Genomic DNA, 23,949 nt, shown 5'->3' on the forward strand with positions numbered 1-23,949 from the left:
AGCGTATATTCCATCATACACGCTGTTTTTTTGTCGTTAGCTGTCCACCCAATAAATTTCTCCGCTTTGTTCTTTCCAATTGATTTGGACATCAAATTGGTGCTTTTCATAAAAGTGAATCAATCGGTCCACGTGATTCCAATCTCTTTTGACGAGGTCACCTGTGATGACTGGGATGTTCTGCTCTCTTGCGATTTCTTTTAAATGCTTCATACAGATTGAACCGTATCCATTATCGGGAGGTCCTTTAATATCGGCAATATGAATCTTTCCTTCTTCAGGATATTCAGCAATTAAGGAAAAATCAGATTGTCCGCGAAAAGCTTTTTCACAATCGGTCAGCATGATTTTACATGTATCAGCATTTTCAATGGCAGAGACAATCATCCATTCATCTTCTTTCGCCTGATCAATGCCAATGATCTTTGCCTTTTTCGAAATATCTTTCATATTTTCTTGCATTCGATACATTTGGAACTGCAATTGCTGTAATTCTTGCTCTAACGCCTTCACATCTTTGGGTGTTTCCTGTAAGATTGACAAGTCCATTACTCCTTTCATATAAGAAATGATAAAAATCACATAAATTCCAATTTTAAAGGAAGTGGATGAATCTTTCAAGCCGTTAGAATGCCGATTATCGGCAAGTTTGTCTAAAATTCGACGAAGACAGCGAATTCATTGACTTTATAGAGAAAGTTAAATAACATACTCTTAGTCGGAACTAATAAAGAGAGGTTTTCAAACATGAACGAACAGAATCAAAAACCGAAAAATTTCACCGGCATTGTTGTCATTTTAACAATTGCCATAAACGGATTAATCGCTTTATTATTTTTAATGCCAAAAACAGATAAATTTAGTCATCTGGATATTACATTTCTGCCGTTACTGAATGCCGTGATGAACAGCTTTACGTTTATCTTCTTACTTTCAGCACTCATTATGATTAAACAAAAGAACATTAAAGCACATAGACGATTTATTTTTGCTGCATTTTCAACAACACTTGTCTTTTTAATTTCCTATGTGACATATCATTCAATGGCAGCTGATACACACTTCGGAGGAGAAGGGATCATCCGTCCGATTTACTTCTTTATTTTGATTACACATATTGTGCTCTCAGCTATTATTGTACCGCTTGCACTGATTACACTATTTAGAGGCGCACAGATGCAGGTCGAGCGTCACCGTAAAATTGCCCGCTGGACGATGCCGCTTTGGCTCTATGTTAGTCTCACTGGCGTCATTGTCTATATCATGATTTCTCCATATTACAGCTAACGTATGTCCAATTGGACATACGTTCTTTTATTTACAAGATGAAGTGCTTTGGATAGAATGGAAATTGGATATCCGACTAGCACGGTATCTTCCCATCTATAGATTCACATCATTTCTGGCCGTTTGCTCGTTTGGAGATCAACAATTGGACGAAACGGGGGTTATATGATGACTGAACAATTGCAGTATAAACCGGGGCTTGAAGACATTGTGGCAAGCGAAACGTCCATATCATACTTAGATGTGGAGCAAGAGGAAATTGTGATTCGCGGGTACGACCTCATTGAGCTGGCACAAAACAAGACATATTTAGAAACAGCCTATCTGCTTATTTATGGAAGATTACCAGATAAGATGGAATATCACCAATTTCAGCAAGATATATCCTCACAAACGAGCTTACATCCAACCATCCAAACCATTTTAACCAAGCTGCCAAAATCCACTCACCCTATGGATGCGATGAGAACGTGTTTATCTGCTCTTGCAGGGTATGATGACGCATTACATGATCGATCTGAAGCGTGCCAAAAAAGGCGTGCAGTTCGATTACTAGGACAGCTGCCGGCCATTGTTGCTGGAAGCTATTATATTCTCACAAAAGACGCCGCTATTTCTCCAGATCAGACCAAATCCTACACTGAAAACTTTTTATCCATGCTAACTGGACGCACCCCGACACAAGACGAAATTACTGCTTTTGACCAAACACTCACATTATATAGCGAACATGAGCTGCCGAATTCAACGTTTGCGGCTAGAGTGATTGCATCCACGCATTCTGACATGTATGGTGCTTTTACTGGAGCGATCTCTTCATTAAAAGGTGACCTCCACGGAGGAGCAAATGAAGCTGTCATGCACATGCTTCTTGAAGGAAAAACAACAGAAGGATTTCTTGCACTCATTGAACGAAAATTAGCCGCAAAAGAAAAAATGATGGGCTTTGGCCACAGAGTATACATGAGAAAAATGGACCCGCGAGCCGCTCTTTTAAAACGTTCATTGAAAACGCTTACCGAATCGAAGGGAGATACAACGCTATATGACATGTGTGTAGCAGGAGAGGCATATATGAAAGAGCAGAAAAACCTTTATCCAAATCTTGATTATTATGCTGCACCGATTTATTACGTGCTCGGAATCCCTATTTCACTTTATACACCCATTTTCTTTGCTGCAAGAGCTAGCGGATTAGCCGCACATGTCATTGAACAGCATTTGCATAATCGCATTTTTAGACCGAGAGTCCGGTATCTAGGGCCAAGAGGATTAAAGGTTTCAAATGATGATGGAAAAACGGGGGAATGAACATGAACAAAACAGCAGTCGCCAATCAAACAGATCAGCTATTAGTAGAAATCGCTGCCTATGCAGTAGACGGAGAAATTACGAGCAAAGAGGCCATTGAAACCGCGCGGTATGTGCTCATAGACACGCTCGGGTGCGGAATGCTGGCTCTTAATTTTCCAGAATGTACGAAGCACCTTGGACCTATCGTACCTGGAACTGTTGTGCCTAACGGAGCAAGAGTTCCTGGCACTTCGTTTGTGCTAGATCCCGTTCAAGCGGCTTTTGATATCGGCTGTATGATCCGCTGGTTAGATTATAATGACACGTGGCTTGCACAGGAGTGGGGGCATCCGTCAGATAACTTAGGCGGAATATTAGCTGTAAGTGATTATATCAGCAGAACACGCCTTGCAAACGGAGAAGAGCCGCTAACGATGAATGACGTACTGCATGCAATCGTCAAGGCGCATGAAATTCAAGGTGTCCTTGCTTTAGAAAATTGTCTAAATCGAAATGGATTGGACCATGTGTTATTTGTCAAAGTGGCAACAAGTGCAGTTGTGTGTGCAATGCTTGGCGGAACAAAGGAAGAGGTCCAGCATGTTTTATCACAAGCGTTTGTTGATAATTCCCCGCTTAGGACGTATCGCCACGCCCCAAACACAGGATCGAGGAAATCATGGGCAGCGGGGGATGCAACAAGCCGCGGAGTGAGGCTGGCAATGATGACACGTAAAGGGGAAATGGGTTATCAAACGCCCCTCAGTGCAGAGAAGTGGGGCTTTGAAGATGTTCTGATGAAAGGAAAACCACTTACGCTCGCCCAGCCCCTTGGATCATACGTCATAGAAAATGTTCTCTTCAAAATTGCTTATCCTGCTGAGTTCCATGCGCAGACTGCTGCAGAGGCGGCTGTGATGCTGCATGACGCTGTAAAAGATCGTTTAGATGAAATTGACCGGGTAGAGATTACGACACATGAGTCAGCGATTCGGATTATTGATAAGAAAGGACCGCTTTATAATCCGGCAGACCGTGATCATTGCTTGCAGTATATTACAGCTATTGGACTGATCTATGGTGAACTAACAGCTGACCATTATGAAGAAGAAACGGCGCAAAATCCAGCCATTGATCGTCTTCGTGATCGAATGATTGTGAAAGAGGATAAACGTTACACAGAGGATTATTTAGATCCGAAAAAGAGATCGATTGCAAACTGTGTACAAATTTTCTTTAAAAACGGGACGATGACAGACCGAATTGAAATTGAATACCCGCTCGGTCATCGCAGAAGAAGACAGGAAGGCATTCCGCTGCTTGAAAAGAAATGGCTCTATCATTTAAAGACAAGATTTCCACAAAAGCAAGTGGATCAAATTGTGTCACTCTGCCAAAATCCAAATCAATTAAAAACAACAACAGTGCCAGCATTTATGGACTTATTCGTCATATAAGGGGGAGCTAGCGTGTGGATCGTGAATGAAGAAAGAAGTCAGGCTGATTTAGCCGCAGCCTTTAAAGAACAAATGAACAAATCAGCTTTATTTCAAATTCCAGGCGTTCACGATGGAATGTCTGCGCTCTATGCGAAAAAAATGGGCTTTCAAGGGCTCTATTTATCAGGTGCCGCTTTTTGTGCCAGCAAAGGACTGCCTGATCTCGGCATGATCCATTCAACAGAAATGGCTGAAAAAGCGAAGGAGATTATTCGAGCTTCCCAGCTGCCGCTTTTGGTCGATATGGATACAGGTTATGGCGGTGTTTTAAATGCAGCAAGAGCGGCAAAAGAAATGGTTGAGAGCAAAGTGGCAGCTGTTCAAATTGAAGATCAGCAATTGCCGAAAAAATGCGGGCATTTAAACGGGAAATCACTCGTTCCAGTAGAAGAAATGGTCGCAAAAATCAAAGCCATCAAACAAGCGGCACCAACGCTTTTGGTGATTGCAAGAACCGATGCAAAGTCCGTAAATGGAATGGAGGATGTCATCCGCCGGGCCAATCTTTACGTAGAAGCAGGAGCTGATGCTATTTTTCCTGAGGCACTCATCACAGCAGAGGACTTCACGCATGCCTCAAACCATATTAAAGGTCCGCTCCTTGCAAACATGACGGAGTTTGGCAAGACGCCTTATTATCATGCAGACGAATTTTCTGTATTTGGCTTTCAAATGGTCATTTACCCTGTGTCATCACTTAGAGTTGCTGCAAAAGCGTATGAGCGTTTATTTACAGAAATCATGGAAAAGGGAACGCAGCAGGGGATACTTGGGGATATGCAAACGAGAAAAGAGCTGTATGAAACGATTCATTATGATGAATATGAGGAAATGGACCAGCATTTAGCAAAAACGATCCTGCCGGAAATTGGGAAAGAACAGCGATAAAATGAAAAGCACTTCCTATACGGAAGTGCTTTTTTTACGATGATGGTGTGGATGAAGAAGCCAATTTCATCTTTTCTTCAACTGTTTTCGTTTTTTCTTTTACTTTTTCAGCGTAAGTGAAGTCACCGTAGCAATACGGATAGCGGAAGTTATCTTTATTGCCGCCGCACGTATAGACCTCGGGGTTTCGTTTCACTTGCTTTTTGGAGTATTGCTTTGCCAGTTTCTCGGAATGTTTTCCCCCGTTTTTTGCAACAAAATCAATATAGCCGATTCCCATGTTATAGCTTTGAATAATGGTTTCCAAATCAACGCCTTTTTTCTTCCCATGCTTGTACATAGTCGAAAAATGATGGACTCCTTGTTTAATGCTTTTCTCAGGGTCATTGATTTCATTTCGTTTCAAACCAAGAGATTCAGAGGCCTGCATTGGATCTCCGCCCCTGCCTTTTGATTCTTGATACATCATACCGAGGATTAACCCGGTATACTGATCTAAATCTTGATCTCTTAACTCTGTTTCTACAAGCGGTTTGTAATCATCCAATCTCGACAAAACAATTGATTCCGTATCAATCGGCAGCTTTTTTAACTCCTTTTGATTAAAGGAGATGGCAATGGCTGCTAATACGAAAACAAAGAGAAAAATCGTGAAACAGCCTGAAATGGCAAAACATCCTGTTTTTTTCTTTTTCAAGGTCAGTTCACCCCTGTTTTGCCCCGCTTTTAAAAGGGAAGTACAGCCTTTTCATTATGCCATATCCTGTGCAGGATACCAAGTGAAAACCTTATAATCAATCATATCCAAACGTAAATTCAGGTCTTGTTTTCAGCCTGAAGCAGAAATAAACAAAACCGATAATCAGCCAAATCATGCCAATGATTAATGCATTTGTACTGATGCTCGTTAACAGCCAAATGCAAAACGCCGTCCCGCATAGAGGGATCACGGCATATCTCAATGTATTCAGAATACCTCTTTGTTTTTGTTTGACGAAAAAGTACGCAAAAACAGACAAATTCACAAAGGTAAATCCAATTAACGCGCCGAAGCTGATAAAGGAATAAATAACTTCAAGTTCGCCAACGACTGCGGTTAAGGAGAAAGCTCCGATTAACAAAATATTAAAAACAGGGGTTTTTAATCTCGGATGAATATACCCAAAGAAACGCTTTGGTAACGATTGATCTCTTCCCATTGCATATAAAAGCCTTGCTGCACTCGCATGTGACGATAAGGAGGAAGAAATGACAGCGACCATTGTGCCGGCTAAAAAGAACGAGTGAAGAAATGCGCCGCCCACAAATTCTGCAATTTCAAGTGAGGCTGCATCAGGATGTTTGAACTGCTGAAAATTTGGAAACACCTGCTGCAAAAAATAAGACGTCAAAGTAAACAGTACGCCTCCAATCGCAACTGTTAAGAAAATGGCAAGCGGAATCGTCTTTTTTGGTTTAATGGTTTCCTCAGACATAGTGGAAATGGCATCAAATCCCAGAAAGGAGAAACATAAAATGGTCGCTCCTGAAAAAATAAGCGCTGGATCTAAGCTCGCTGAATAAAAAGGCCGGGCTGACAATAACTCTCCACTGCCAGCGTTTTGCGTGAGCCCATAAATAACAAATCCAACAAAGGTGACAGCGACAATGACCTGAAATGTCACAAACAGCGCCGTAATGTTGGCTGTAAGCCGTATACCGATGACATTGACAGTCGTTATGGCGATAGCAAGTATGATGATCCAAATGTAATGAGGTACATCAGGAAAGGCTGCGGTTAAATAAGCACTTCCGATCGCAAAATTCACCATAGGCAGAAATAAATAATCCAGTAAAAGTGTCCAGCCCACAAGGAAGCCGACATGAGGATGAATACTTTTTTGCGCATATGTATAAGCAGATCCTGCTTTTGGAAAAGCTTTCACCATATTCCCATAGCTAAGCGCTGTCAATAGTAATGCCAGCAACGTAAATATATAAGCTGCAGCGACGTGTCCTTTCGTCAGCTGAGCAACAATGCCGTATGAATCAAATACGACAAGTGGATCCATATAAGCAAGCCCGATCACAACAAGTGGAAAGACAGTCAGGCTGCGTTTTAGTCTTGGCTCTTCAGTCAATTTGCCTATCAGCTCCTCTAAAAATGAATAAATAATGCTCATTTTAAAAAGAATGCTACCAAGTGTCAATGCTATTTGAATAAATCTTTTGTTTAAAGTGTGCCCGCTTTGCACGCCGGACGTTTTAGTATATGATGATACATAGAATAAGTCGTGATTTGACTAACAAGAAAGGTGAAGCGAAATGAAGGAAGAACTGAATACAAATCAAGAACAGGAACGGATGGAGCTGGATGAAGAAAGTTTATTTCTTGTCTCCCAAACGTTTAAAGCCTTATCTGATCCGACACGTATTCGTATTCTGCACCTCTTGTCTCAAGGTGAATACTCGGTAAATGATATCGCAGAAACGCTGAATCTCATGCAATCAACAGTTTCTCATCAGCTGCGCTTTTTAAAAAACCTTCGTCTCGTGAAATCTAGACGAGCAGGGACATCGATCTTTTACAGTCCTGAAGATCAGCATGTGATGGAAGTACTTGAACAAATGATTCATCATGCACAGCATGACTAATAAAAACCTTCCTATATGAGTAGGAAGGTTTTTACGCATGATGCATACGGGTTGATCGTTTACCTGCTTTCATCATTTGATAAGAAAAAACGACATAGTAAGCAGCTAACAGAAAAAAGCTGAGCATGGTCATGGCATCATCACTCACAATATGCTGATACAGTTCAACGACACCAATCTTTGTGAGCGAATGGTTCGTCAGCTCACCCAGCTTAAAACTAAGTCGAGATAAAAATAAACATAAAATGAAGCTTTCAATCCATTTACTCGTTTTCACGTAAAGACGGCCATTTTCTTCTTTCATGCGGATCGTCTCATAGGCATGAACGGCCAGACTGCTTCCAAAGAGCATACCAATAGCGGCATAGATGAAAATGCTGTGATTTTGCCAGCCTTCTAATAAGAGAATAAGGGCAGTGAGTCCAAATACATACATTCTCATCAAAAGACTGATCGGGCGCACAAGCTGATAGCGTCTCATTCGATTCATTCGAAAGATGATGCAGATCAGCATAATGCCCCCAATTATGAATAACTGCCACACGTGATGTGTCATGATGCAACCTCCTCCTGCATGTGCAGGGATGTAAACGAATGCTGGCTGTTCCTTATCTTTACCATTCTTTCATTTTTTATCAAATCAAAACCTACATTTATGAAAAAGAGGAAAAGCATGAAAATCGATCGTATTTTGTCTATTGTGATGCTGCTCATTAGCAAAAAGCAAATACAAGCGAAAGACCTTGCTGAACTTCACGAAGTGAGCGTAAGGACGATTTATCGCGATATTGAGACCATCAATCAAGCCGGGATTCCTATTGTGACAACACAAGGAGCAGGCGGTGGCATTTCGCTTGTTGACGACTATCGTTTAGAGAAAAAATTATTTACCGATGATGACATTGAGCTTATTTTAACTGCCCTTGAAAGCATGACGAGTGCATACTCCTTTAAAGAAAGTGAGCATGTACTGAAAAAAATCAAATCTCTCATTCCGCCACAAAGCGATGAAAGCGAGAAACAGAACCATGTCTTTATTGATTTAAGCTCATGGGGAAAAGACAGCCAGGCAGAAAAGAAGCTTCAGCTGATCCATACAGCTGCTTCCGCGCATCAATTCATTCAATTCACTTATCGCAACGCAAAAGGTGAAACACTTCCACGTAAAGTGGAGCCTTATACGCTTGTCTTAAAAGGAAGGCATTGGTACTTGTATGCGTTTTGTTGTGTGAAACATGATTTTCGTCTATTCAAGCTGACCAGAATGACAGGCCTCATCACCATTCCAGCATATTTCAGGCCGAAAAGAATCAAAAATGAAGAGAAGCCTTGGAATGACTCTTGGCATGAAGAACCTTCAGTCACAACCCTCACGCTCAGGTTAACGGAAGCATCAGTTGGCAAAGTGAAGGAATGGGTGGATGAGAACGAATTGATCATATGTTCAGACGGGACCTATCTGGCAGCATTGACTGTGCCGCAAGATGATTGGCTGCACAGTTTCCTATTCCATTTAGGACCGGACGTCGACATTGTTTCACCTCAGCACATCAAGGAAGCATTTGATCTCCAATTAAAACAATTTATGAAGCGATTAGAAACTTGACACACTGTTGTCAGGTTTCTTTTTATATGATGGGAGAAAAGGAGATGAGAATGTATGTACGATATCGTCACATTAGAGAAACAATGGATCAAAGGGTTGTCTGTTCGAACAACAAATGAAATAGAGAAAACAAAAGAGCGGAAGATTGCACCGCTTTGGCAGGATTTTTTTGCGCAGCAGCTACATGGGGGACAAGCTCCAGTCATAGGGCTTTATTCAGATTATGAAAAAGATGAACATGGTTCTTATTTATTTACAGCTGGGCAATTCGCGGATCAGCAGATCGAACATGTAAAAGAGATTCCTGCGTCCACCTATGCAAGATTTCAAACGAGAAAAGGACCGATTGAAGAGGTCGTGCTTGAAACATGGCACAAGATTTGGACGTGGGATCAGCGTCAATACCGCACTTATACAGGTGATTTTGAATGGTATGATGAAAGATCTATTGATCCAAAAGAAGCGCAAATTGATATTTATATTGCGGTTGATGAAAAAATGATTGCTAAAACTAATACCATTAGTTAATATAAAACTAACGATATTAGTTTTAGGAGGACAATCATGAGATTAACAACTTTTGACCGTCTGCACCAGCTTACATTGATGCCGCGATTATTTCCGGTAAATTGCTATGTCTTTGAGGAAGAGGAAGGACTCATCTTAATTGATGCTGCTTTAAAAATGGCGGCAAACTCGATCATCGAATTTGCCCGTAAAAAGAACAAACCAATTCATAAGATTATTCTCACTCATAGCCATATGGATCATATCGGCGCATTAGATGAGGTGAAGAAGGCTTTTCCAGAGGCAGTTGTCTATTTATCAAAACGTGATGCACGCCTTTTTGAAGGTGACTTTTCCTTGCTTCCTGATGAACCTCAGCAAAAAATTAAAGGCAGTTTTATGAAAAATATTCATACAAAACCAGATGTGCTTGTCGAAGAAGGAGATGAGATTGGGCCGCTCAAAGTGATTGCAACACCAGGGCATACACCCGGCAGCATTTCTTTATACGATGAAAGGTCAGGAGTTGTCATTGCAGGGGATGCACTTGTGACAAAAGGCGGCTTATCGGTTACGGGTGAGTTTCGGTGGAGCTTCCCGTTCCCGGCATTTGCCACATGGGATGCAGAAACCGCATTAAAAAGCGCTGAAAAATTACTAGCGCTGCGCATATCCTGTCTTGCTGCAGGACATGGTGACCTTATCATAGAGCCTCATGAAAAGCTTCAAGCTGCCGTTAAAAAAAGACAGCACCAGCTAAAAAAAGGAGGGCAGTAAACCGTGTCTCCAAGAATGGGAATTACACAAGAAAAAATTATGGATACAGCGGCTGCATTTGTTGATGAAGAGGGCTTCTCCGCTTTGACCATTGCTACATTGTCTAAAAGGCTGAATATTAGGCCGCCTTCTCTTTACAATCACGTATCCGGCCTTCATGAGATTCAGGCAGCACTCGCAGAAAAGGGGCTCTCCATGCTTTGTGAGGAAGGGATGCAAGTCACAGAGGGGCTAGAAAAAGAAGAAGCTGTTTTGGCCTTTGCCAGACAATATGTGCAATTTGTCCGAACACATCCCGGTCTTTATGAAGCTGCCTTTTCACATATGAACGAAAAAGAAGTACGACTTGCAGCAGAGCGCCTTGTTCAGTTTGTTCAATCCATTATGTCACGCTTTGGTGTAAAAGAAGAAGAAATGACGCATGTCGTCAGAGGACTGAGAAGCTTACTGCACGGCTTCGGTGATATTTCTAATAAAAAGGGATTTCAACGAAAAGAACAGCTTGAAGAAAGTGTGAGCTATGCGGTTCGGCTCTATATCACAGGTGTATTGCAAAAAGAAGATCTGTCTATTTGACAGGTCTTTTTTTATAGCAAATCGATATCATAAAGGAGTGTCCGTCTGGCACAATTTTTTAGCGAGAAAATCGAATAAAGATTTGACAGTTTTGTGAAACATGGTATGCTTATTATGTGAAATAATTCACATAGAGGAGTAGAGGCAGATGAAAAGAAAGCCTGTTTATGTGGAAACAACCATTCATGCACCTTTAGAGAAAGTATGGGAATATACGCAAAATCCAAAGCTTCATGAACAGTGGGATTTGCGCTTTTCAACCATTTCATTAAATGGACCCCAAGATGAACAGCCCCAAACTTTTTTGTATGAAAAGCATCTTGGTTTTGGGGTAAGTGTCACAGGGACAGGAGCATATCGAACTAGAATGATGGATGAACGGAATGAACGGGCATCCTCGCTTAAATTCAAATCGTCACACCCATTGTCTTTTATCAAAGAAGGCGGCGGCTATTGGAAATATGTGAAAACGAACGATCATATTGTGTTTCAAACGCAATTTGATTATGAACCGAAAGAAGGAAAAGGATGGGCGTGGGCAGATCGATTTCTTTTTCGCCCGATGATGGGGTTTATGACGGCCTTTAGTTTTGGCGCACTAAAGACGTGGCTTGAAAAGGGTACGCACCCTCGGTTGTTACTGGAGAGAACACTTGCCCATTATGGAATTTGTTTGCTGTTTGCCATCGTCTGGCTGTGCCAAGCGGTTATCCCTTTTTCACATTCTGCTTTTGATCATAGCACCGGATTTCGGTTGTTTTATGCCCTTATAGGCGTATCATGGCTGATACCTAAGCTATCAAAGAAATATTTGTTCATTCTCCAAAGTGTGTTTCTGCTGCTGATGCTTTGTATCGGGATTCTATCCCCCCAAACGACACTTCATGAGCCGCTTGTGATGAGTGCATTTTTGATTCTATCTATTGCAGGAATGATTAATTTAAAAGATTGTTTAGATGTATTTTCGATCAAACGAAAAAGGGGAGGTAGACGTGGTCGTTCATCGTCATCAAGTAAAGGATTACGATAAGCTTCATCCAAAATTAAAAGAGAGATACAACCGGGCGTTTACCGCTGAAGGCACTATGGAGGAAATAGGCGGCGGAACGAGGCTCATTCGATTTTTCTTCAAAATTGGTCCACTGTTTCGCTGTTTTTTCCCTGAGAGAGGAAAAAACATTCCTTTCAGGATTGAGAATAAACCCTTTATGACAAATAAGGGAGAGGAAGGCATGCACTGGTTTCGTACGTTTTATTTCCCAAAGAAGGAACGGCACTTTGATGCAGATATGATCATTGATCAGAAGAGTCATAAAGTACTAGACTATTTTGGAAAGCCTAGACTTCTTATGTCAGAGCTTCATTTTACAGTAACAAAGCATGGGTTCCTTCGCATTCAATCCGGCCGGCAGAAGCTGTTGATGTTAGGACGTGAGTGGCCGCTGCCTTCATGGCTTTACGGTGTGTCAGATGTCACAGAAGGCTACGAGGAGCACGCGGGTGTATATACCATTGATGTGCATGTGAAAAACCGATTGTTTGGGACCCTTTTTACATATAAAGGCCGGTTTACTGAAAGGGTCATGTCTCATGATGAATAAATGGCATTTGATATCAAGCCCCGTCTTCATGTGCTGTTTTATCGCCACCCGCTTGATGACAGGTCCGGCAGCAGAGTTATTTGTACTGATAGCCATTCTGTTTTTCCTTCCTGCAATTTTAGCCTTTTTTGTGAAGGAAGAGAGGGAAAGTAAGCCGGGGATAATGCTCGGCTTTTTAATGAAAGCCTTTCCATTAGCTGCTCTTTGTGCAACGGCTGCATTCATCTATCATTCTGCTTTGTTTGCATCGGGCTGGTTTTTGTATACGATTCTTTTGGCGTTATATGGCTTTACTCGTTTGCTGAAAAGGGGAATCTTTCCGCTTCATGAATGGATCATCGATGGTGCATGGATGTATCTCGCTTTAGGAGGGCTTTGGTTTTGGCTGTACACGGCAGATATACAGGTGATGACCTTTTCACCAATCATCGTGCTTTTGACCGCTATTCATTTTCATTACTCGGCTTTTTTTATCCCGCTTTTCTATGGATTATTAGGGAGACAGCGAGAAAAAGAGACAGCTTTATACAAAGCGGCAGGCTGGGTGATTTTGCTGTCGCCTGTGATGATTGCTGTTGGGATTAGCTTCTCCCGTCTATTTGATACGTTCAGCGTTACGCTATATGTCATTGCACTCTACTTGTACGGTATTCTTTGTATGATAACAAGGTTTCGATCGACTGTGGCAAAAGTGCTGATTGTGTTTTCTAGCTGCGTCTTAATGGGAACGATCGTGCTATCTCTTCTTTATTCCGCTGGCATGCTCATGCGCGTGACCTACATCAGCATTGATCAGATGATTTGGTTTCATGGCAGTATTAATGCCTTTTTTGTTATTTTACCAGGTTTGATTGGATGGCTGATCGAAGGGCCAAAGGATCAATTGAAGCAGAAGGACTTTCCGATATCAAAAGTGCATGGCCGTTTTCATTTGATCTCTTTTCAAAAGGAAAGAATGGGTGATCGAGAGAACCTCGGTTTAGTCGATTCACTTGATGATTTAAATGGAACGACATTTTCAGCTGATAGGGTGTCACCTGTGATTCGAAGGTTTTATGAGAATCCGATGGCATTTACGTTAAAAGCAGCAGTCTGTTTTCATTGGTGGGTGAGGCCGTTTGTTTTTTTACTTCAGCCAGTTTTTAAGAAAATAGGCCAGCTCTATTTGGGGACATCTCGTATCCCGTATGAAATGAAGGGGCGTCTGACTACATTTCAACATCCTAAAGAAGGGCGAAAGAATGTCAGGGCGTGGATCCGTTATAACGAAAAAGGGGAGCAGGTCTTTTTTGCACTTTATGCTCATCATCACGATGCAGCTGCGGGCTATATGAATATTGCGCTGCCGCTTCCATATTCTCAGATGACCGCGATTTTAAAACCTTTTAATGAAAAGGAAGACTTTCTCTTAAAAAGTGCATGTCCAAAAGGCAGTACCGGTGACGAAGGATTGTATTTGCATACACCTTTTATCACCATGAAACTGCCAATGGAAGAAAGCTTTCATATGAAGCCGGAGACAGATAAAAGTCTCACAGCGGTTCATCAAATGAAGCTATTCGGTATTCCCTTTTTAACGATTCATTATCAAATTGACAGCGGGAAGCCATCGTGTTAGTCAATGATGTCACATGGTTCACCGTGCCGAATGATGTTCACAATCGCTTGCCCATCACTCGGATGATGATCTGCATACTGGACTGGCAGCAGTGCAAAAAATACATAGTAGACTGAGAAGTAAGCAAATTGATAGAAAAATTGATGTTCTGGCAGGATATCATTGGCGATCATTGTATTCAGTATGAGAACACTGAGCAGGTTGCATAATGATCCGCCTAGGTAGACAAGAATATGCGAGAATCGGTTATTTTTCCTCATTTCTTCATAATGGCAAAATGCATCTAGAAAATAGATTCGTCTAATTTCAACAACACCTATTTTCAATACTTTTTTGCCTCTGCCAAGAGCAAAAGAAACCTTTGCGCCAAACATCCATGCGACCATAATATGGCCAAGCTGATGCAAGATGGCAACGATAGGAAGAATGACAAAAAACGACCAGCAAAATGTCCACATATCTGATAATGTAAACAAGTGTTAACCCCTCCCCAATATATTTGGGAGGAAGCAGTAGGATTATTTGCCATTTTACTGAATTCATTTTCAGGATGCAAATATTTAATACATGACGATAAAAACATTATGTAAACTAAAGGGTAGTTTTTGCGATGAATCGGCTTTTTGACTCACTTTTTTTACGAAATGAATGTGCTACAATGAAAAAAACAATAGATAACTCTAGTAAATGAACCTACCCTTGAATGAAGAGGAGAGAATCAGATGGCAGATATTGAACAGTTTTTGGCGTTAGATATTCGTGTTGGGACGATTATCGAAGCAGAATTCTTTGCAGAGGCAAGAGTACCTGCATTAAAACTCAAGATTGATTTTGGTGAAGAGGTTGGTCTAAAGCAATCCAGTGCTCAGCTGACAAAACGTTATACGGCTGAGAGTCTTATTGGCAGACAAATCGTAGCAGTCGTCAATTTTCCGCCAAGAAGAATTGCAGGATTCAAATCAGAAGTGCTTGTCTTAGGGGGCATGCCGTCAAAAGAAGACGTGGTTTTACTAGCCACAGATGAGCCTGTTGAAAATGGAACAAAAATAGGGTAATAAAAAAGACATCTTCCTGAGAAGATGTCTTTTGCGTATTGAGGCGGAATAACCACACGCCACATTCGTGTGTGTCTCAAGGAGACATGTTACCCGACTTACACAATTCAGCTCATCGCTTGATTAATATAGCATGAGGTGATCGGAATTGCAACCATTAAATGCTTTACTTCAGTTTTTCACGTCATTTCAGCAGAAAAATGACAAGAAATCAATTATTTGGATTATTTTTTCAAAAAATATTGAAAAGTCAGATCAGATTTTATAAAATGAATTCATCTTAGTTTGTTTAGTCGATAAACTAAGATGAATTCCAAGTGATGATCCGGTCATTAAAGGGGATGATTCCGTCATTCAAATCATTTGCTGTGTATGTGGGCTAAGCTGAAAGGATCAGATGTTCAGCTTCATTTTTACAACAAATTGAAAGCGCTTTATATTCTTTGTATTGACTGCTGCTGCCCTCCATCATCTGTTCATTAGAAGAGGCTAAGAGAAGAAGGGAGAAAGCTCATGGTAAGTGAGAATTTAAAAAAGATTCGTATGTCTGAAAAAGTAGGATATGCTTCAGGAGATTTCGCATGTAACTTAATTTATGCAACTGTCTCTACGTATCTATTATTTTTTTATACAGATGTGTATGGTTTATCAGCGGCGGCAGCAGGAACAATGTTTTTAGTTGTCCGCGCCATTGATGCGCTTGCAGATCCGTTTATTGGTGCATTGGTGGATCGAACGAACAGCCGTTTTGGCAGGTTTAGACCTTACTTGTTATTCGGTGCGTTTCCTTTTGTGGTACTTGCTATCCTTTGCTTTACAACACCTGATCTTTCTGAAATGGGTAAACTCGTTTATGCCTACATCACGTATGTTGGTTTATCGCTTACATACACATTCATCAATGTTCCTTATGGTGCTTTAACATCTGCAATGACAAGAAATAACCAAGAGGTTGTCAGTATTACGTCTGTTCGTATGCTTTTTGCTAATCTCGGAGGTCTAGTTGTTGCTTTTTTTGTTCCTTTTCTTGCGACTTTTTTGAGTGATACAACAGGAAATACAGCTCTCGGCTGGCAGATGACGATGGCTTTTCTCGGCGTTCTTGGCGGTGCATTACTTATTTTCTGTTTTAAAAGCACGAATGAACGTGTCACGCTTCAAAAGCCGGAGGAAAAAATTAAGTTCAGTGATATCTTTGTCCAGTTACGTGTCAATCGTCCGCTTGTTGTATTAAGCATTTTCTTTATTATTATTTTTGGCGTGAACTCGATCAGTAACTCTGTTGGGATCTATTATGTCACGTATAACCTCGGCAGAGAAGATTTAGTGAAATGGTACGGACTCATTGGCAGTCTGCCAGCTTTAATGGTGCTGCCGTTTATTCCAAAACTGCACAAGCTGTTAGGAAAGAAAAAGCTGCTGAATTATTCATTATTGCTGAATATCGTAGGTCTTCTTGCATTACTTGTGATACCGCCGAGTCAAATCACTTTAATACTGATTTTTAGGCTCGTTGCAGCTGCAGGAAGTATTACAGCCGGTGCTTACATGTGGGCGCTCATTCCTGAAACCGTTGAATATGGCGAATATAAAACAGGGAAAAGGATGGGCGGGCTCATCTATGCCATCATCGGATTCTTCTTTAAATTTGGGATGGCATTAGGCGGGATTGTGCCAGGGCTTGTACTCGATCGCTTTGGCTATGTTGCGAACCAAATGCAATCACCAGAAGCTTTACTTGGCATTTTAATCACGACAACGGTGATTCCTGTATGCTTACTGATTTTAGCGATGGTGGATATTAATTTTTATAACCTTGACGAAGAAAAACATAAAAAAGTCGTACGGGAGCTTGAGAATAGAGACAAAGTGTATATCGATCATATGGACGATTTTAAAATGTAGGTCTCTGAAAGAGGAGGAAGTTCAATGAAGATTACCAATCCAGTGCTCAAAGGGTTTAATCCTGATCCAAGTATTTGCCGTGTAGGAGAAGATTATTATATGGCTGTCTCTACATTTGAATGGTTTCCAGGGGTGCAAATTTATCATTCAAAGGATCTCGTCCATTGGCGTCTTGCTGCGCGTCCATTGCAAAAAACGTCGCAGCTGGATATGAAGGGGAATCCTGACTCTGGCGGGGTATGGGCGCCGTGCTTAAGCTATGCTGATGGGCAGTTTTGGCTTATTTATTCAGATATCAAAGTAGTGGATGGCCCATTTAAAGACGGTCATAATTATTTGGTCACGGCAAGCGAGGTGGACGGCGATTGGAGTGAACCGATCCTGCTCAACAGCTCCGGCTTTGATCCATCTTTATTCCATGATCACAGCGGGAAGAAATACGTCTTAAATATGCTGTGGGATCATAGGGAAAAGCATCATTCCTTTGCAGGTATTGCCTTGCAGGAATATAGTGTGGCTGAAAAGAAGCTCATCGGACAAAGGAAGGTCATTTTTAAAGGCACACCGATTAAATTGACAGAAGCGCCGCATCTGTACCGTATCGGTGACTACTACTATTTATTAACGGCAGAAGGAGGTACCCGGTATGAGCATGCAGCAACGATCGCCCGGTCCTCGCATATTGAAGGGCCATATGAGGTTCATCCTGATAACCCGATTTTAAGTGCCTTCCATTTGCCTGAACATCCGCTTCAAAAATGCGGGCATGCTTCAATCGTTCAAACGCATACAAATGAATGGTATCTCGCTCATCTCACTGGCCGCCCGATTCAATCAAGCAAGGAATCGATTTTTCAACAGAGAGGGTGGTGCCCTTTAGGAAGAGAAACAGCGATACAAAAGCTTGAATGGAAGGATGGATGGCCTTATGTTGTAGGCGGAAAAGAGGGGACGCTAGAGGTTGAAGCGCCAAAGATCGAAGAAAAGGTTTTTGCACCAACCTATCATACAGTCGATGAATTTAAAGAATCAACACTAAATAGACACTTCCAAACATTAAGAATTCCGTTTACCGATCAGATTGGTTCGTTAACGGAGGAACCTCAGCATTTAAGATTATTCGGCCGCGAATCTTTAACGTCTAAGTTTACCCAAGCATTTGTTGCAAGACGCTGGCAAAGCTTTTATTTTGAAGCAGAGACAGCTGTTTCGTTCTTCCCAGAAAACTTTCAGCAAGCCGCAGGTCTTGTGAATTATTATAATACGGAAAACTGGACAGCACTCCAGGTGACATATGATGAGGAACTTGGCCGCACGCTTGAACTATCCGTCTGTCAAAACCTTGCCTTTTCTCAGCCATTGACACATAAAATCATCATTCCTGACGAGGTCACTTATGTCTATTTAAAAGTGACCGTTCGGAAAGAGACATATAAATATTCTTATTCATTTGATCAGAAAGAGTGGAAGGAAATTGATGTACCGTTTGAATCCATTCATTTATCAGATGATTTCATTAGAGGTGGGGGATTTTTTACAGGGGCATTTGTCGGTATGCAGTGCCAAGATACGAGCGGCGAGCGTCTTCCTGCTGATTTTCACTATTTTCGCTATGAGGAAACAGACGAATAAAAAAAGACAACTCGCTACGAGCTGCCTCTTTTTGAAAAATATATAGATTAGGTTGTGAGGGTGGCATCTTGCAGAAAAGCTTCTATGACAAGAGATGTCATCCCCAATACTGGTGCATTGTGTCCTAATGATGAAGGGAGCAGCTCTACATGTGAGCTGAATTGCGTATCCATTCGCGAGGATACCTCCTCCTTAATCACATGTAGAACCGCCTGATGTGATTCGATCACTTTGTTTCTTAAAATAATGGCTTGCGGGTTAAAGGTATGCAGGACGTTTGTGAGACCGACACCAAGGTAAAAGCCAAAGTTGCGCAGGGCATTGAGCGTTTTCATATCATTTAACTTGGCCAGCTGTTCCAGATCTTGATGGGAGATGTGCTGATCATCTGTTTGAAGAGACTGAAACAAGGCCTTCTCAGAAGCATACAATTCCCAGCACCCACGGTTCCCGCAGCTACATGTCGGTCCGTTAAAATCGATTGTCATATGTCCCATTTCACCAGAAAAGCCATACGCTCCTCTGTATAAATGATGATTGATGATGATTCCGATCCCGATGCCAGTGCCGATGCTTGCATAGATCAAATGGTCATAATGTTTAGCGGCACCAAAGATTTTTTCACCATATGCACCGGCATTTGCTTCATTTTCAATGAAGATCGGTACTTGGAATGTCTCTTGCAGCGTGGTTTTCAGATCAACATTTTTCCATTTCGAATGAGGCGTAAACACGATTTGTTCACCTGCATCCACTAAACCATGTATGCATAGGCCGATGCCAATGAGCCCGTATGGAGAAGAGGGCATTTGTGTGATGAGCTGCTGTATTAATTCAATTAATTTACGTATCGTCACCTCAGGAGAGCTGGGTGGGAGCTTGATCTGCTCTTCGTAAAGAATAGACCCTTCAAGGTCAGTTAATATGCCATTGACGTAATCAACGCCGACATCGATTCCGATGGAACAGCCAGCACGCTTATTAAACATCAGTAAAACCGGTCTTCTCCCGCCGCTAGACTCACCTTGACCGATCTCATAGACAAGATGTTCTTTCATTAACGTACTTACTTGAGAGGAAACAGTCGATTTATTTAATCCAGTGCGTTCAGATAATTTTGCTCTCGAAATGGGCGCATGCTGGAGAATTTCTTTTAATAAAAGTTTTTGATTTATTTTTTTGACAAAGTTCTGATCAGCGATATCCACGTTATCCACTCCATTTGTTTCGTCTTTAGATTAAGTTGAGAAGAGCTGCTTTTTTTCGCATGTATTCGATAAGAAAGATGATTTTAACTTTATTATAACGAAAATATTTTTAAAAAACTAAAAAATATGGAAAATTCAAAGTGATTTTTTCATAGATTGATCATTAGTTTGTTGTATCAACTTACAAAGTGTACTCAGGAGGAATGAAGAATGGCCAAATCAAATATGAAAACATTATACAGTCTAGAAGGAATCGGCAAAATTCAATATGAAGGAAAACAATCAAAAAATCCACTCGCTTTTCAATACTATAATCCAAGCGAAGTGATTGGCGGAAAAACAATGAAAGACCACCTGCGTTTTTCAGTCGCTTATTGGCATACATTGACGGCTGATGGAACAGACATGTTTGGAACTGGCACGATGCAAAGAGCATGGGACTCCTATAGCGGAATGGATTTAGCAAAAGCTAGATTGGAAGTCGCTTTTCAGCTTTTTGACCTATTGGATGTTCCGTATTTTTCATTCCATGACCGTGACATTGCGCCAGAGGGAGAGACGCTTCAAGAGACGAATCAACAATTAGACATCATTTTAGAAAGAATGAAAGAATACATGAAGCAAAGCGGAGTAAAGCTGCTGTGGAACACAGCTAATATGTTTAAGCACCCTAGATTTGTTCACGGCGCTGCGACATCTTGTCATGCAGATGTCTTTGCCTACGCGGCCGCACAGGTTAAAAAAGGCATCGAAACCGCCAAAGAACTTGGTGCAGAAAATTATGTTTTCTGGGGTGGACGAGAAGGGTACGATACGCTGCTCAATACAGATATGAAAAGAGAGCTTGATCATATGGCGGCTTTCTTGCATATGGCTGTTGATTATGCAAAAGAAATTGGGTACACTGGCCAATTTTTAATCGAACCAAAGCCAAAGGAGCCAACCACTCATCAATACGACACAGATGCAGCGACATCCATCGCCTTTTTAAAACAATACGGATTAGATTCCCATTTTAAATTAAATATTGAGGCCAATCATGCGACACTGGCCGGTCATACGTTTGAGCATGAATTACGTGTCGCAAGAATTCATGGGCTGCTCGGTTCTGTTGATGCAAACCAGGGCAATTCGCTTCTTGGATGGGACACAGATGAATTTCCAACCGATCTGTATGCCACAACTCTTGCCATGTATGAAATTTTGCAAAATGGCGGTCTAGGGGCAGGCGGTCTTAATTTTGATGCAAAAGTGAGAAGAGCTTCCTTTGAACTTGAAGATATTTTATATGCTCATATTGCTGGGATGGATGCATTTGCAAAAGGACTGCGGGTCGCTCATAGACTCATAGAAGACCGTGTGTTTGAGGATGTGATAAAGCACCGGTATCGCAGCTTTTCTGAAGGAATTGGCCGTGACATTTCAGAAGGGAAGGCAAACTTTCATACATTAGAAGAATATGCGCTGAAACATCCTTTGATCAGAAACGAATCGGGAAGAGAGGAACAGCTGAAAGCCCGTTTAAATCAATACTTGTTAGAAGATTAATTGAAGGGGCTGACCTGTTTTGAAGGAGTGAAAACATGAAATATGTGATGGGAATTGATCTTGGAACGAGCGGGGTCAAGGCGATATTAGTGGATGAGAGCGGGAAGGTGTGCTGTGAAGCCTCTAAGCCGTACCGCCTCATTCAAGAGAAGCCTGGATATTGTGAGCAGCACCCCGAGGATTGGGTAAACCAGACAATGGCTGTGATGAAAGAACTGATGGCAAAGCAGCCTGTTCATTCAAGACAAGTTGAAGGCATCAGCTTTTCTGGCCAGATGCATGGATTAGTTCTATTAAATGAATCTCGCGAAGTGCTCCGCCCTGCAATTTTATGGAATGATACACGAACGACAGCACAATGTGCACACATGACAAAAAAGCTGGGAGACCGGCTGCAAAAGATCACAAAAAACCAGGCGTTAGAAGGATTCACACTGCCAAAATTATTATGGGTAAAGGAACATGAACCACATATTGATCAGCAAATCGACATGTTTTTACTCCCAAAAGATTATGTCAGATTTCGTTTAACTGGCGCTGTCCATATGGATTATTCTGATGCGGCTGGCACTTTGCTGTTAAATATCGGTGAACAGACGTGGAGTGAGGAGATTTGTCAGGCATTTGATATTTCTCCTCATATTTGCCCGCCGCTTGTCACATCAGAGGCGGAGGTTGGTACACTTTTGCCGCACATTGCACGTGATGTTGGGATGAAAGACGGCGCGAAGGTTTTTGCCGGCGGGGCAGATAATGCTTGCGGAGCAATTGGTGCTGGCATCTTGTCCTCTGACCGCACGTTATGCAGCATCGGCACATCTGGGGTGATTCTCTCCTACGAAGAGGATCATGAAAGGGAGCTTCAAGGGAATTTACATTTGTTTCATCATGCAAAAAAAGACGCTTTTTACACAATGGGTGTCACCCTCTCAGCAGGATATAGCCTTAACTGGGCAAAACACTTACTGGCTCCTGAGGAATCGTTTCAATCACTTTTAGAAGGTGCGGCTCATGTAGCGCCAGGAGCGAAAGGATTGCTTTTTACTCCCTATTTAGTCGGGGAAAGAACACCTCATGCGGATTCGACCATTCGCGGCAGCTTGATTGGATTAGACAGCAGGCATGAAAGGGCACATGTTGTCAGAGCTGTGTTAGAGGGAATTACCTTTTCGCTAAATGAATCTATCGCATTATTCCGGCAGGCAGGAAAAAACATAGATTCTATTGTGTCCATTGGCGGCGGTGCGAGAAGCCGGACTTGGCTTCAAATGCAAGCAGACATTTTTCAGGCTGAAGTCATCCAGTTAGACAATGAACAAGGGCCTGCTTTAGGTGCAGCCATGCTTGCTGCGGTTGGCTGCGGATGGTATCCGTCACTTGAAGTATGTGCTAATCAATTGATCCATCAAGCCGCTGTTTATGAGCCAGAGCAGCAGCATGCGGAAGTATATGCTGATCTATTTCATTTGTATCAAAGGATTTATACACAAACAAAAGATATCCATGCCGGGTTAAAGCAGTATCGTTCCATCTAACTGAGAAGGCTGCATGAAAGGAGGTGATGGGTTTTTCACCTTAGGGATGACAGAACAATACGGATGAAAAAAGGAGAGGGATTGAAAATGAATTTGAAAAGATTGAGGCTTTTGTTTGTGGTGTGTATTGGATTTGTGCTGACACTGACGGCTGTGCCAGCTGATGCGAAAACGATTTATAATAATGAAATGGGTACACATAGCGGATACGATTATGAATTATGGAAGGATTATGGAAACACCTCAATGACACTCAATAACGGCGGGGCATTTACTGCAGGCTGGAACAGTATCGGAAATGCTTTATTTCGGAAAGGAAAGAAGTTTGATTCCACTAAAACTCATCATCAGCTTGGCAACATCTCCATCAATTACAACGCAAACTTTAACCCAGGCGGGAATTCCTATTTATGTGTCTATGGCTGGACACAATCTCCATTAGCAGAATACTACATTGTTGATTCATGGGGCACATATCGTCCAACAGGAGCGTATAAAGGATCATTCTATGCAGATGGAGGCACATATGACATTTATGAAACGACCCGCGTTAATCAGCCTTCCATTATCGGGATCGCGACCTTCAAGCAATATTGGAGTGTACGACAAACAAAGCGTACAAGCGGAACGGTCTCCGTCAGTGCGCATTTTAATAAATGGGAAAGCTTAGGCATGCCAATGGGTAAAATGTATGAAACAGCATTTACTGTAGAAGGCTACCAGAGCAGCGGAAGTGCGAATGTGATGACCAACCAGCTGTTTATTGGACGATAAAAGCTT

Annotated in this window: 24 protein-coding genes; 18 read left to right on the top strand and 6 right to left on the bottom strand. The window is 41.8% G+C overall.

All coding sequences use genetic code 11. From position 1 onward, the window contains the following. Window positions 1–36: 36 nt before the first annotated feature. Window positions 37–549 carry a GNAT family protein gene (locus tag JJ692_RS11495; protein ID WP_029708157.1) on the bottom strand — a complete coding sequence of 171 codons (513 nt, stop codon included), beginning with the start codon at window positions 547–549 and terminating at the stop codon, window positions 37–39. 198 nt (window positions 550–747) lie between these two features. Here JJ692_RS11495 and JJ692_RS11500 point away from each other — a divergent pair, with 198 nt between their 5' ends. The 4 genes from JJ692_RS11500 (at window position 748) to prpB (ending at window position 4,967) form a co-directional block, all read left to right on the top strand. Further along, complete coding sequence (locus JJ692_RS11500) at window positions 748–1,287, top strand: DUF420 domain-containing protein (protein ID WP_024422676.1); 540 nt, start codon at window positions 748–750, stop codon at window positions 1,285–1,287. A gap of 168 nt (window positions 1,288–1,455) precedes the next feature. Continuing rightward, entirely contained in the window at window positions 1,456–2,598 is a 1,143-nt protein-coding gene (gene mmgD, locus JJ692_RS11505; protein WP_073205944.1) for a citrate synthase, read from the top strand. Between the two features lie 2 nt (window positions 2,599–2,600). Beyond that, window positions 2,601–4,037, top strand: coding sequence for a bifunctional 2-methylcitrate dehydratase/aconitate hydratase (locus JJ692_RS11510; protein WP_277602648.1), 1,437 nt, complete (start codon window positions 2,601–2,603; stop codon window positions 4,035–4,037). 12 nt (window positions 4,038–4,049) lie between these two features. Further along, complete coding sequence (prpB, locus tag JJ692_RS11515) at window positions 4,050–4,967, top strand: methylisocitrate lyase (RefSeq protein WP_206533770.1); 918 nt, start codon at window positions 4,050–4,052, stop codon at window positions 4,965–4,967. Between the two features lie 34 nt (window positions 4,968–5,001). Here the strand turns inward: prpB and JJ692_RS11520 are convergent, their stop codons facing one another. Both JJ692_RS11520 and JJ692_RS11525 read right to left on the bottom strand, forming a co-directional pair. Beyond that, complete coding sequence (locus JJ692_RS11520; RefSeq protein WP_024422672.1) at window positions 5,002–5,664, bottom strand: lysozyme family protein; 663 nt, start codon at window positions 5,662–5,664, stop codon at window positions 5,002–5,004. Between the two features lie 97 nt (window positions 5,665–5,761). Further along, a complete protein-coding gene (locus tag JJ692_RS11525) occupies window positions 5,762–7,087 on the bottom strand; it encodes an APC family permease (protein WP_171464319.1) in 1,326 nt (441 codons plus the stop codon). A gap of 184 nt (window positions 7,088–7,271) precedes the next feature. On the opposite strand from JJ692_RS11525, the gene czrA reads away from it, so the two are divergent. After that, window positions 7,272–7,601: a Zn(II)-responsive metalloregulatory transcriptional repressor CzrA gene (gene czrA / locus JJ692_RS11530; RefSeq protein WP_024422670.1), complete on the top strand. Its 330-nt coding sequence runs from the start codon at window positions 7,272–7,274 to the stop codon at window positions 7,599–7,601. Between the two features lie 31 nt (window positions 7,602–7,632). Here czrA and JJ692_RS11535 read toward each other — a convergent pair whose 3' ends face one another. Beyond that, window positions 7,633–8,157, bottom strand: a complete 525-nt coding sequence (locus JJ692_RS11535; RefSeq protein WP_024428348.1) for a CcdC protein domain-containing protein — start codon at window positions 8,155–8,157, stop codon at window positions 7,633–7,635. Between the two features lie 117 nt (window positions 8,158–8,274). On the opposite strand from JJ692_RS11535, the gene JJ692_RS11540 reads away from it, so the two are divergent. The 7 genes from JJ692_RS11540 to JJ692_RS11570 all read left to right on the top strand — a co-directional run bounded on the left by JJ692_RS11540 (window position 8,275) and on the right by JJ692_RS11570 (window position 14,286). Beyond that, window positions 8,275–9,207, top strand: coding sequence for a helix-turn-helix transcriptional regulator (locus JJ692_RS11540; protein WP_044332934.1), 933 nt, complete (start codon window positions 8,275–8,277; stop codon window positions 9,205–9,207). Between the two features lie 54 nt (window positions 9,208–9,261). Beyond that, window positions 9,262–9,735, top strand: coding sequence for a GyrI-like domain-containing protein (locus JJ692_RS11545; RefSeq protein ID WP_024428350.1), 474 nt, complete (start codon window positions 9,262–9,264; stop codon window positions 9,733–9,735). A 36-nt stretch (window positions 9,736–9,771) separates the two neighbouring features. After that, complete coding sequence (locus JJ692_RS11550) at window positions 9,772–10,491, top strand: MBL fold metallo-hydrolase (RefSeq protein WP_024422666.1); 720 nt, start codon at window positions 9,772–9,774, stop codon at window positions 10,489–10,491. A 3-nt stretch (window positions 10,492–10,494) separates the two neighbouring features. Beyond that, on the top strand, window positions 10,495–11,067 hold the full coding sequence (locus JJ692_RS11555) for a TetR/AcrR family transcriptional regulator (RefSeq protein ID WP_206533771.1): 573 nt from the start codon (window positions 10,495–10,497) through the stop codon (window positions 11,065–11,067). 148 nt (window positions 11,068–11,215) lie between these two features. Then, a complete protein-coding gene (locus tag JJ692_RS11560; RefSeq protein WP_034621360.1) occupies window positions 11,216–12,097 on the top strand; it encodes a membrane protein in 882 nt (293 codons plus the stop codon). Next, a complete protein-coding gene (locus JJ692_RS11565) occupies window positions 12,060–12,668 on the top strand; it encodes a DUF4166 domain-containing protein (protein ID WP_206533772.1) in 609 nt (202 codons plus the stop codon). Before JJ692_RS11560 ends, JJ692_RS11565 begins: the two co-directional genes overlap by 38 nt. After that, window positions 12,658–14,286 (top strand): YndJ family protein, encoded by a 1,629-nt coding sequence (locus tag JJ692_RS11570; protein WP_241257946.1) that lies wholly within the window; start codon window positions 12,658–12,660, stop codon window positions 14,284–14,286. Before JJ692_RS11565 ends, JJ692_RS11570 begins: the two co-directional genes overlap by 11 nt. Here JJ692_RS11570 and JJ692_RS11575 read toward each other — a convergent pair. Next, complete coding sequence (locus JJ692_RS11575; protein ID WP_024422662.1) at window positions 14,283–14,762, bottom strand: hypothetical protein; 480 nt, start codon at window positions 14,760–14,762, stop codon at window positions 14,283–14,285. The two genes, JJ692_RS11570 and JJ692_RS11575, sit on opposite strands and share 4 nt — an antisense overlap. 246 nt (window positions 14,763–15,008) lie before the next feature. Here JJ692_RS11575 and csaA point away from each other — a divergent pair, with 246 nt between their 5' ends. The 3 genes from csaA (at window position 15,009) to JJ692_RS11590 (ending at window position 18,878) form a co-directional block, all read left to right on the top strand. Beyond that, on the top strand, window positions 15,009–15,341 hold the full coding sequence (gene csaA / locus JJ692_RS11580) for a chaperone CsaA (protein WP_034621362.1): 333 nt from the start codon (window positions 15,009–15,011) through the stop codon (window positions 15,339–15,341). Window positions 15,342–15,854: 513 nt separating this feature from the next. Beyond that, the gene (locus JJ692_RS11585; RefSeq protein ID WP_206533773.1) at window positions 15,855–17,246 is read left to right on the top strand and encodes an MFS transporter; all 1,392 of its coding nucleotides are present in this window, start codon (window positions 15,855–15,857) and stop codon (window positions 17,244–17,246) included. Between the two features lie 24 nt (window positions 17,247–17,270). Continuing rightward, window positions 17,271–18,878, top strand: coding sequence for a glycoside hydrolase family 43 protein (locus tag JJ692_RS11590; RefSeq protein WP_206533774.1), 1,608 nt, complete (start codon window positions 17,271–17,273; stop codon window positions 18,876–18,878). Between the two features lie 47 nt (window positions 18,879–18,925). On the opposite strand, the gene xylR is transcribed toward JJ692_RS11590, so the two are convergent. Further along, window positions 18,926–20,086, bottom strand: a complete 1,161-nt coding sequence (xylR, locus tag JJ692_RS11595; RefSeq protein ID WP_024422659.1) for a transcriptional repressor XylR — start codon at window positions 20,084–20,086, stop codon at window positions 18,926–18,928. A gap of 210 nt (window positions 20,087–20,296) precedes the next feature. On the opposite strand from xylR, the gene xylA reads away from it, so the two are divergent. From xylA to JJ692_RS11610, 3 genes are all read left to right on the top strand, one after another. Further along, window positions 20,297–21,634, top strand: coding sequence for a xylose isomerase (xylA, locus tag JJ692_RS11600; RefSeq protein WP_206533775.1), 1,338 nt, complete (start codon window positions 20,297–20,299; stop codon window positions 21,632–21,634). 35 nt (window positions 21,635–21,669) lie between these two features. Beyond that, window positions 21,670–23,169, top strand: coding sequence for a xylulokinase (xylB, locus tag JJ692_RS11605; protein ID WP_206533776.1), 1,500 nt, complete (start codon window positions 21,670–21,672; stop codon window positions 23,167–23,169). Window positions 23,170–23,256: 87 nt separating this feature from the next. After that, complete coding sequence (locus JJ692_RS11610) at window positions 23,257–23,943, top strand: glycoside hydrolase family 11 protein (RefSeq protein WP_025093139.1); 687 nt, start codon at window positions 23,257–23,259, stop codon at window positions 23,941–23,943. The last annotated feature ends 6 nt before the right edge of the window (window positions 23,944–23,949 follow it).

It is taken from the genome of Bacillus sp. 3a (assembly GCF_017161885.1).
In the GTDB taxonomy this organism is placed as follows: domain Bacteria; phylum Bacillota; class Bacilli; order Bacillales; family Bacillaceae; genus Bacillus; species Bacillus safensis.

Bases quoted from the DNA above. Each gene is read 5' to 3' on its own strand.
- JJ692_RS11495 (WP_029708157.1), bottom strand. From the start codon at position 549: ATGGACTTGTCAATCTTACAGGAAACACCCAAAGATGTGAAGGCGTTA.
- JJ692_RS11500 (WP_024422676.1), top strand. From the start codon at position 748: ATGAACGAACAGAATCAAAAACCGAAAAATTTCACCGGCATTGTTGTC.
- mmgD (WP_073205944.1), top strand. From the start codon at position 1,456: ATGACTGAACAATTGCAGTATAAACCGGGGCTTGAAGACATTGTGGCA.
- JJ692_RS11510 (WP_277602648.1), top strand. From the start codon at position 2,601: ATGAACAAAACAGCAGTCGCCAATCAAACAGATCAGCTATTAGTAGAA.
- czrA (WP_024422670.1), top strand. From the start codon at position 7,272: ATGAAGGAAGAACTGAATACAAATCAAGAACAGGAACGGATGGAGCTG.
- JJ692_RS11535 (WP_024428348.1), bottom strand. From the start codon at position 8,157: ATGACACATCACGTGTGGCAGTTATTCATAATTGGGGGCATTATGCTG.
- JJ692_RS11540 (WP_044332934.1), top strand. From the start codon at position 8,275: ATGAAAATCGATCGTATTTTGTCTATTGTGATGCTGCTCATTAGCAAA.
- JJ692_RS11545 (WP_024428350.1), top strand. From the start codon at position 9,262: ATGTACGATATCGTCACATTAGAGAAACAATGGATCAAAGGGTTGTCT.
- JJ692_RS11550 (WP_024422666.1), top strand. From the start codon at position 9,772: ATGAGATTAACAACTTTTGACCGTCTGCACCAGCTTACATTGATGCCG.
- JJ692_RS11560 (WP_034621360.1), top strand. From the start codon at position 11,216: ATGAAAAGAAAGCCTGTTTATGTGGAAACAACCATTCATGCACCTTTA.
- JJ692_RS11570 (WP_241257946.1), top strand. From the start codon at position 12,658: ATGATGAATAAATGGCATTTGATATCAAGCCCCGTCTTCATGTGCTGT.
- csaA (WP_034621362.1), top strand. From the start codon at position 15,009: ATGGCAGATATTGAACAGTTTTTGGCGTTAGATATTCGTGTTGGGACG.
- JJ692_RS11585 (WP_206533773.1), top strand. From the start codon at position 15,855: ATGGTAAGTGAGAATTTAAAAAAGATTCGTATGTCTGAAAAAGTAGGA.
- JJ692_RS11590 (WP_206533774.1), top strand. From the start codon at position 17,271: ATGAAGATTACCAATCCAGTGCTCAAAGGGTTTAATCCTGATCCAAGT.
- xylA (WP_206533775.1), top strand. From the start codon at position 20,297: ATGGCCAAATCAAATATGAAAACATTATACAGTCTAGAAGGAATCGGC.
- xylB (WP_206533776.1), top strand. From the start codon at position 21,670: ATGAAATATGTGATGGGAATTGATCTTGGAACGAGCGGGGTCAAGGCG.
- JJ692_RS11610 (WP_025093139.1), top strand. From the start codon at position 23,257: ATGAATTTGAAAAGATTGAGGCTTTTGTTTGTGGTGTGTATTGGATTT.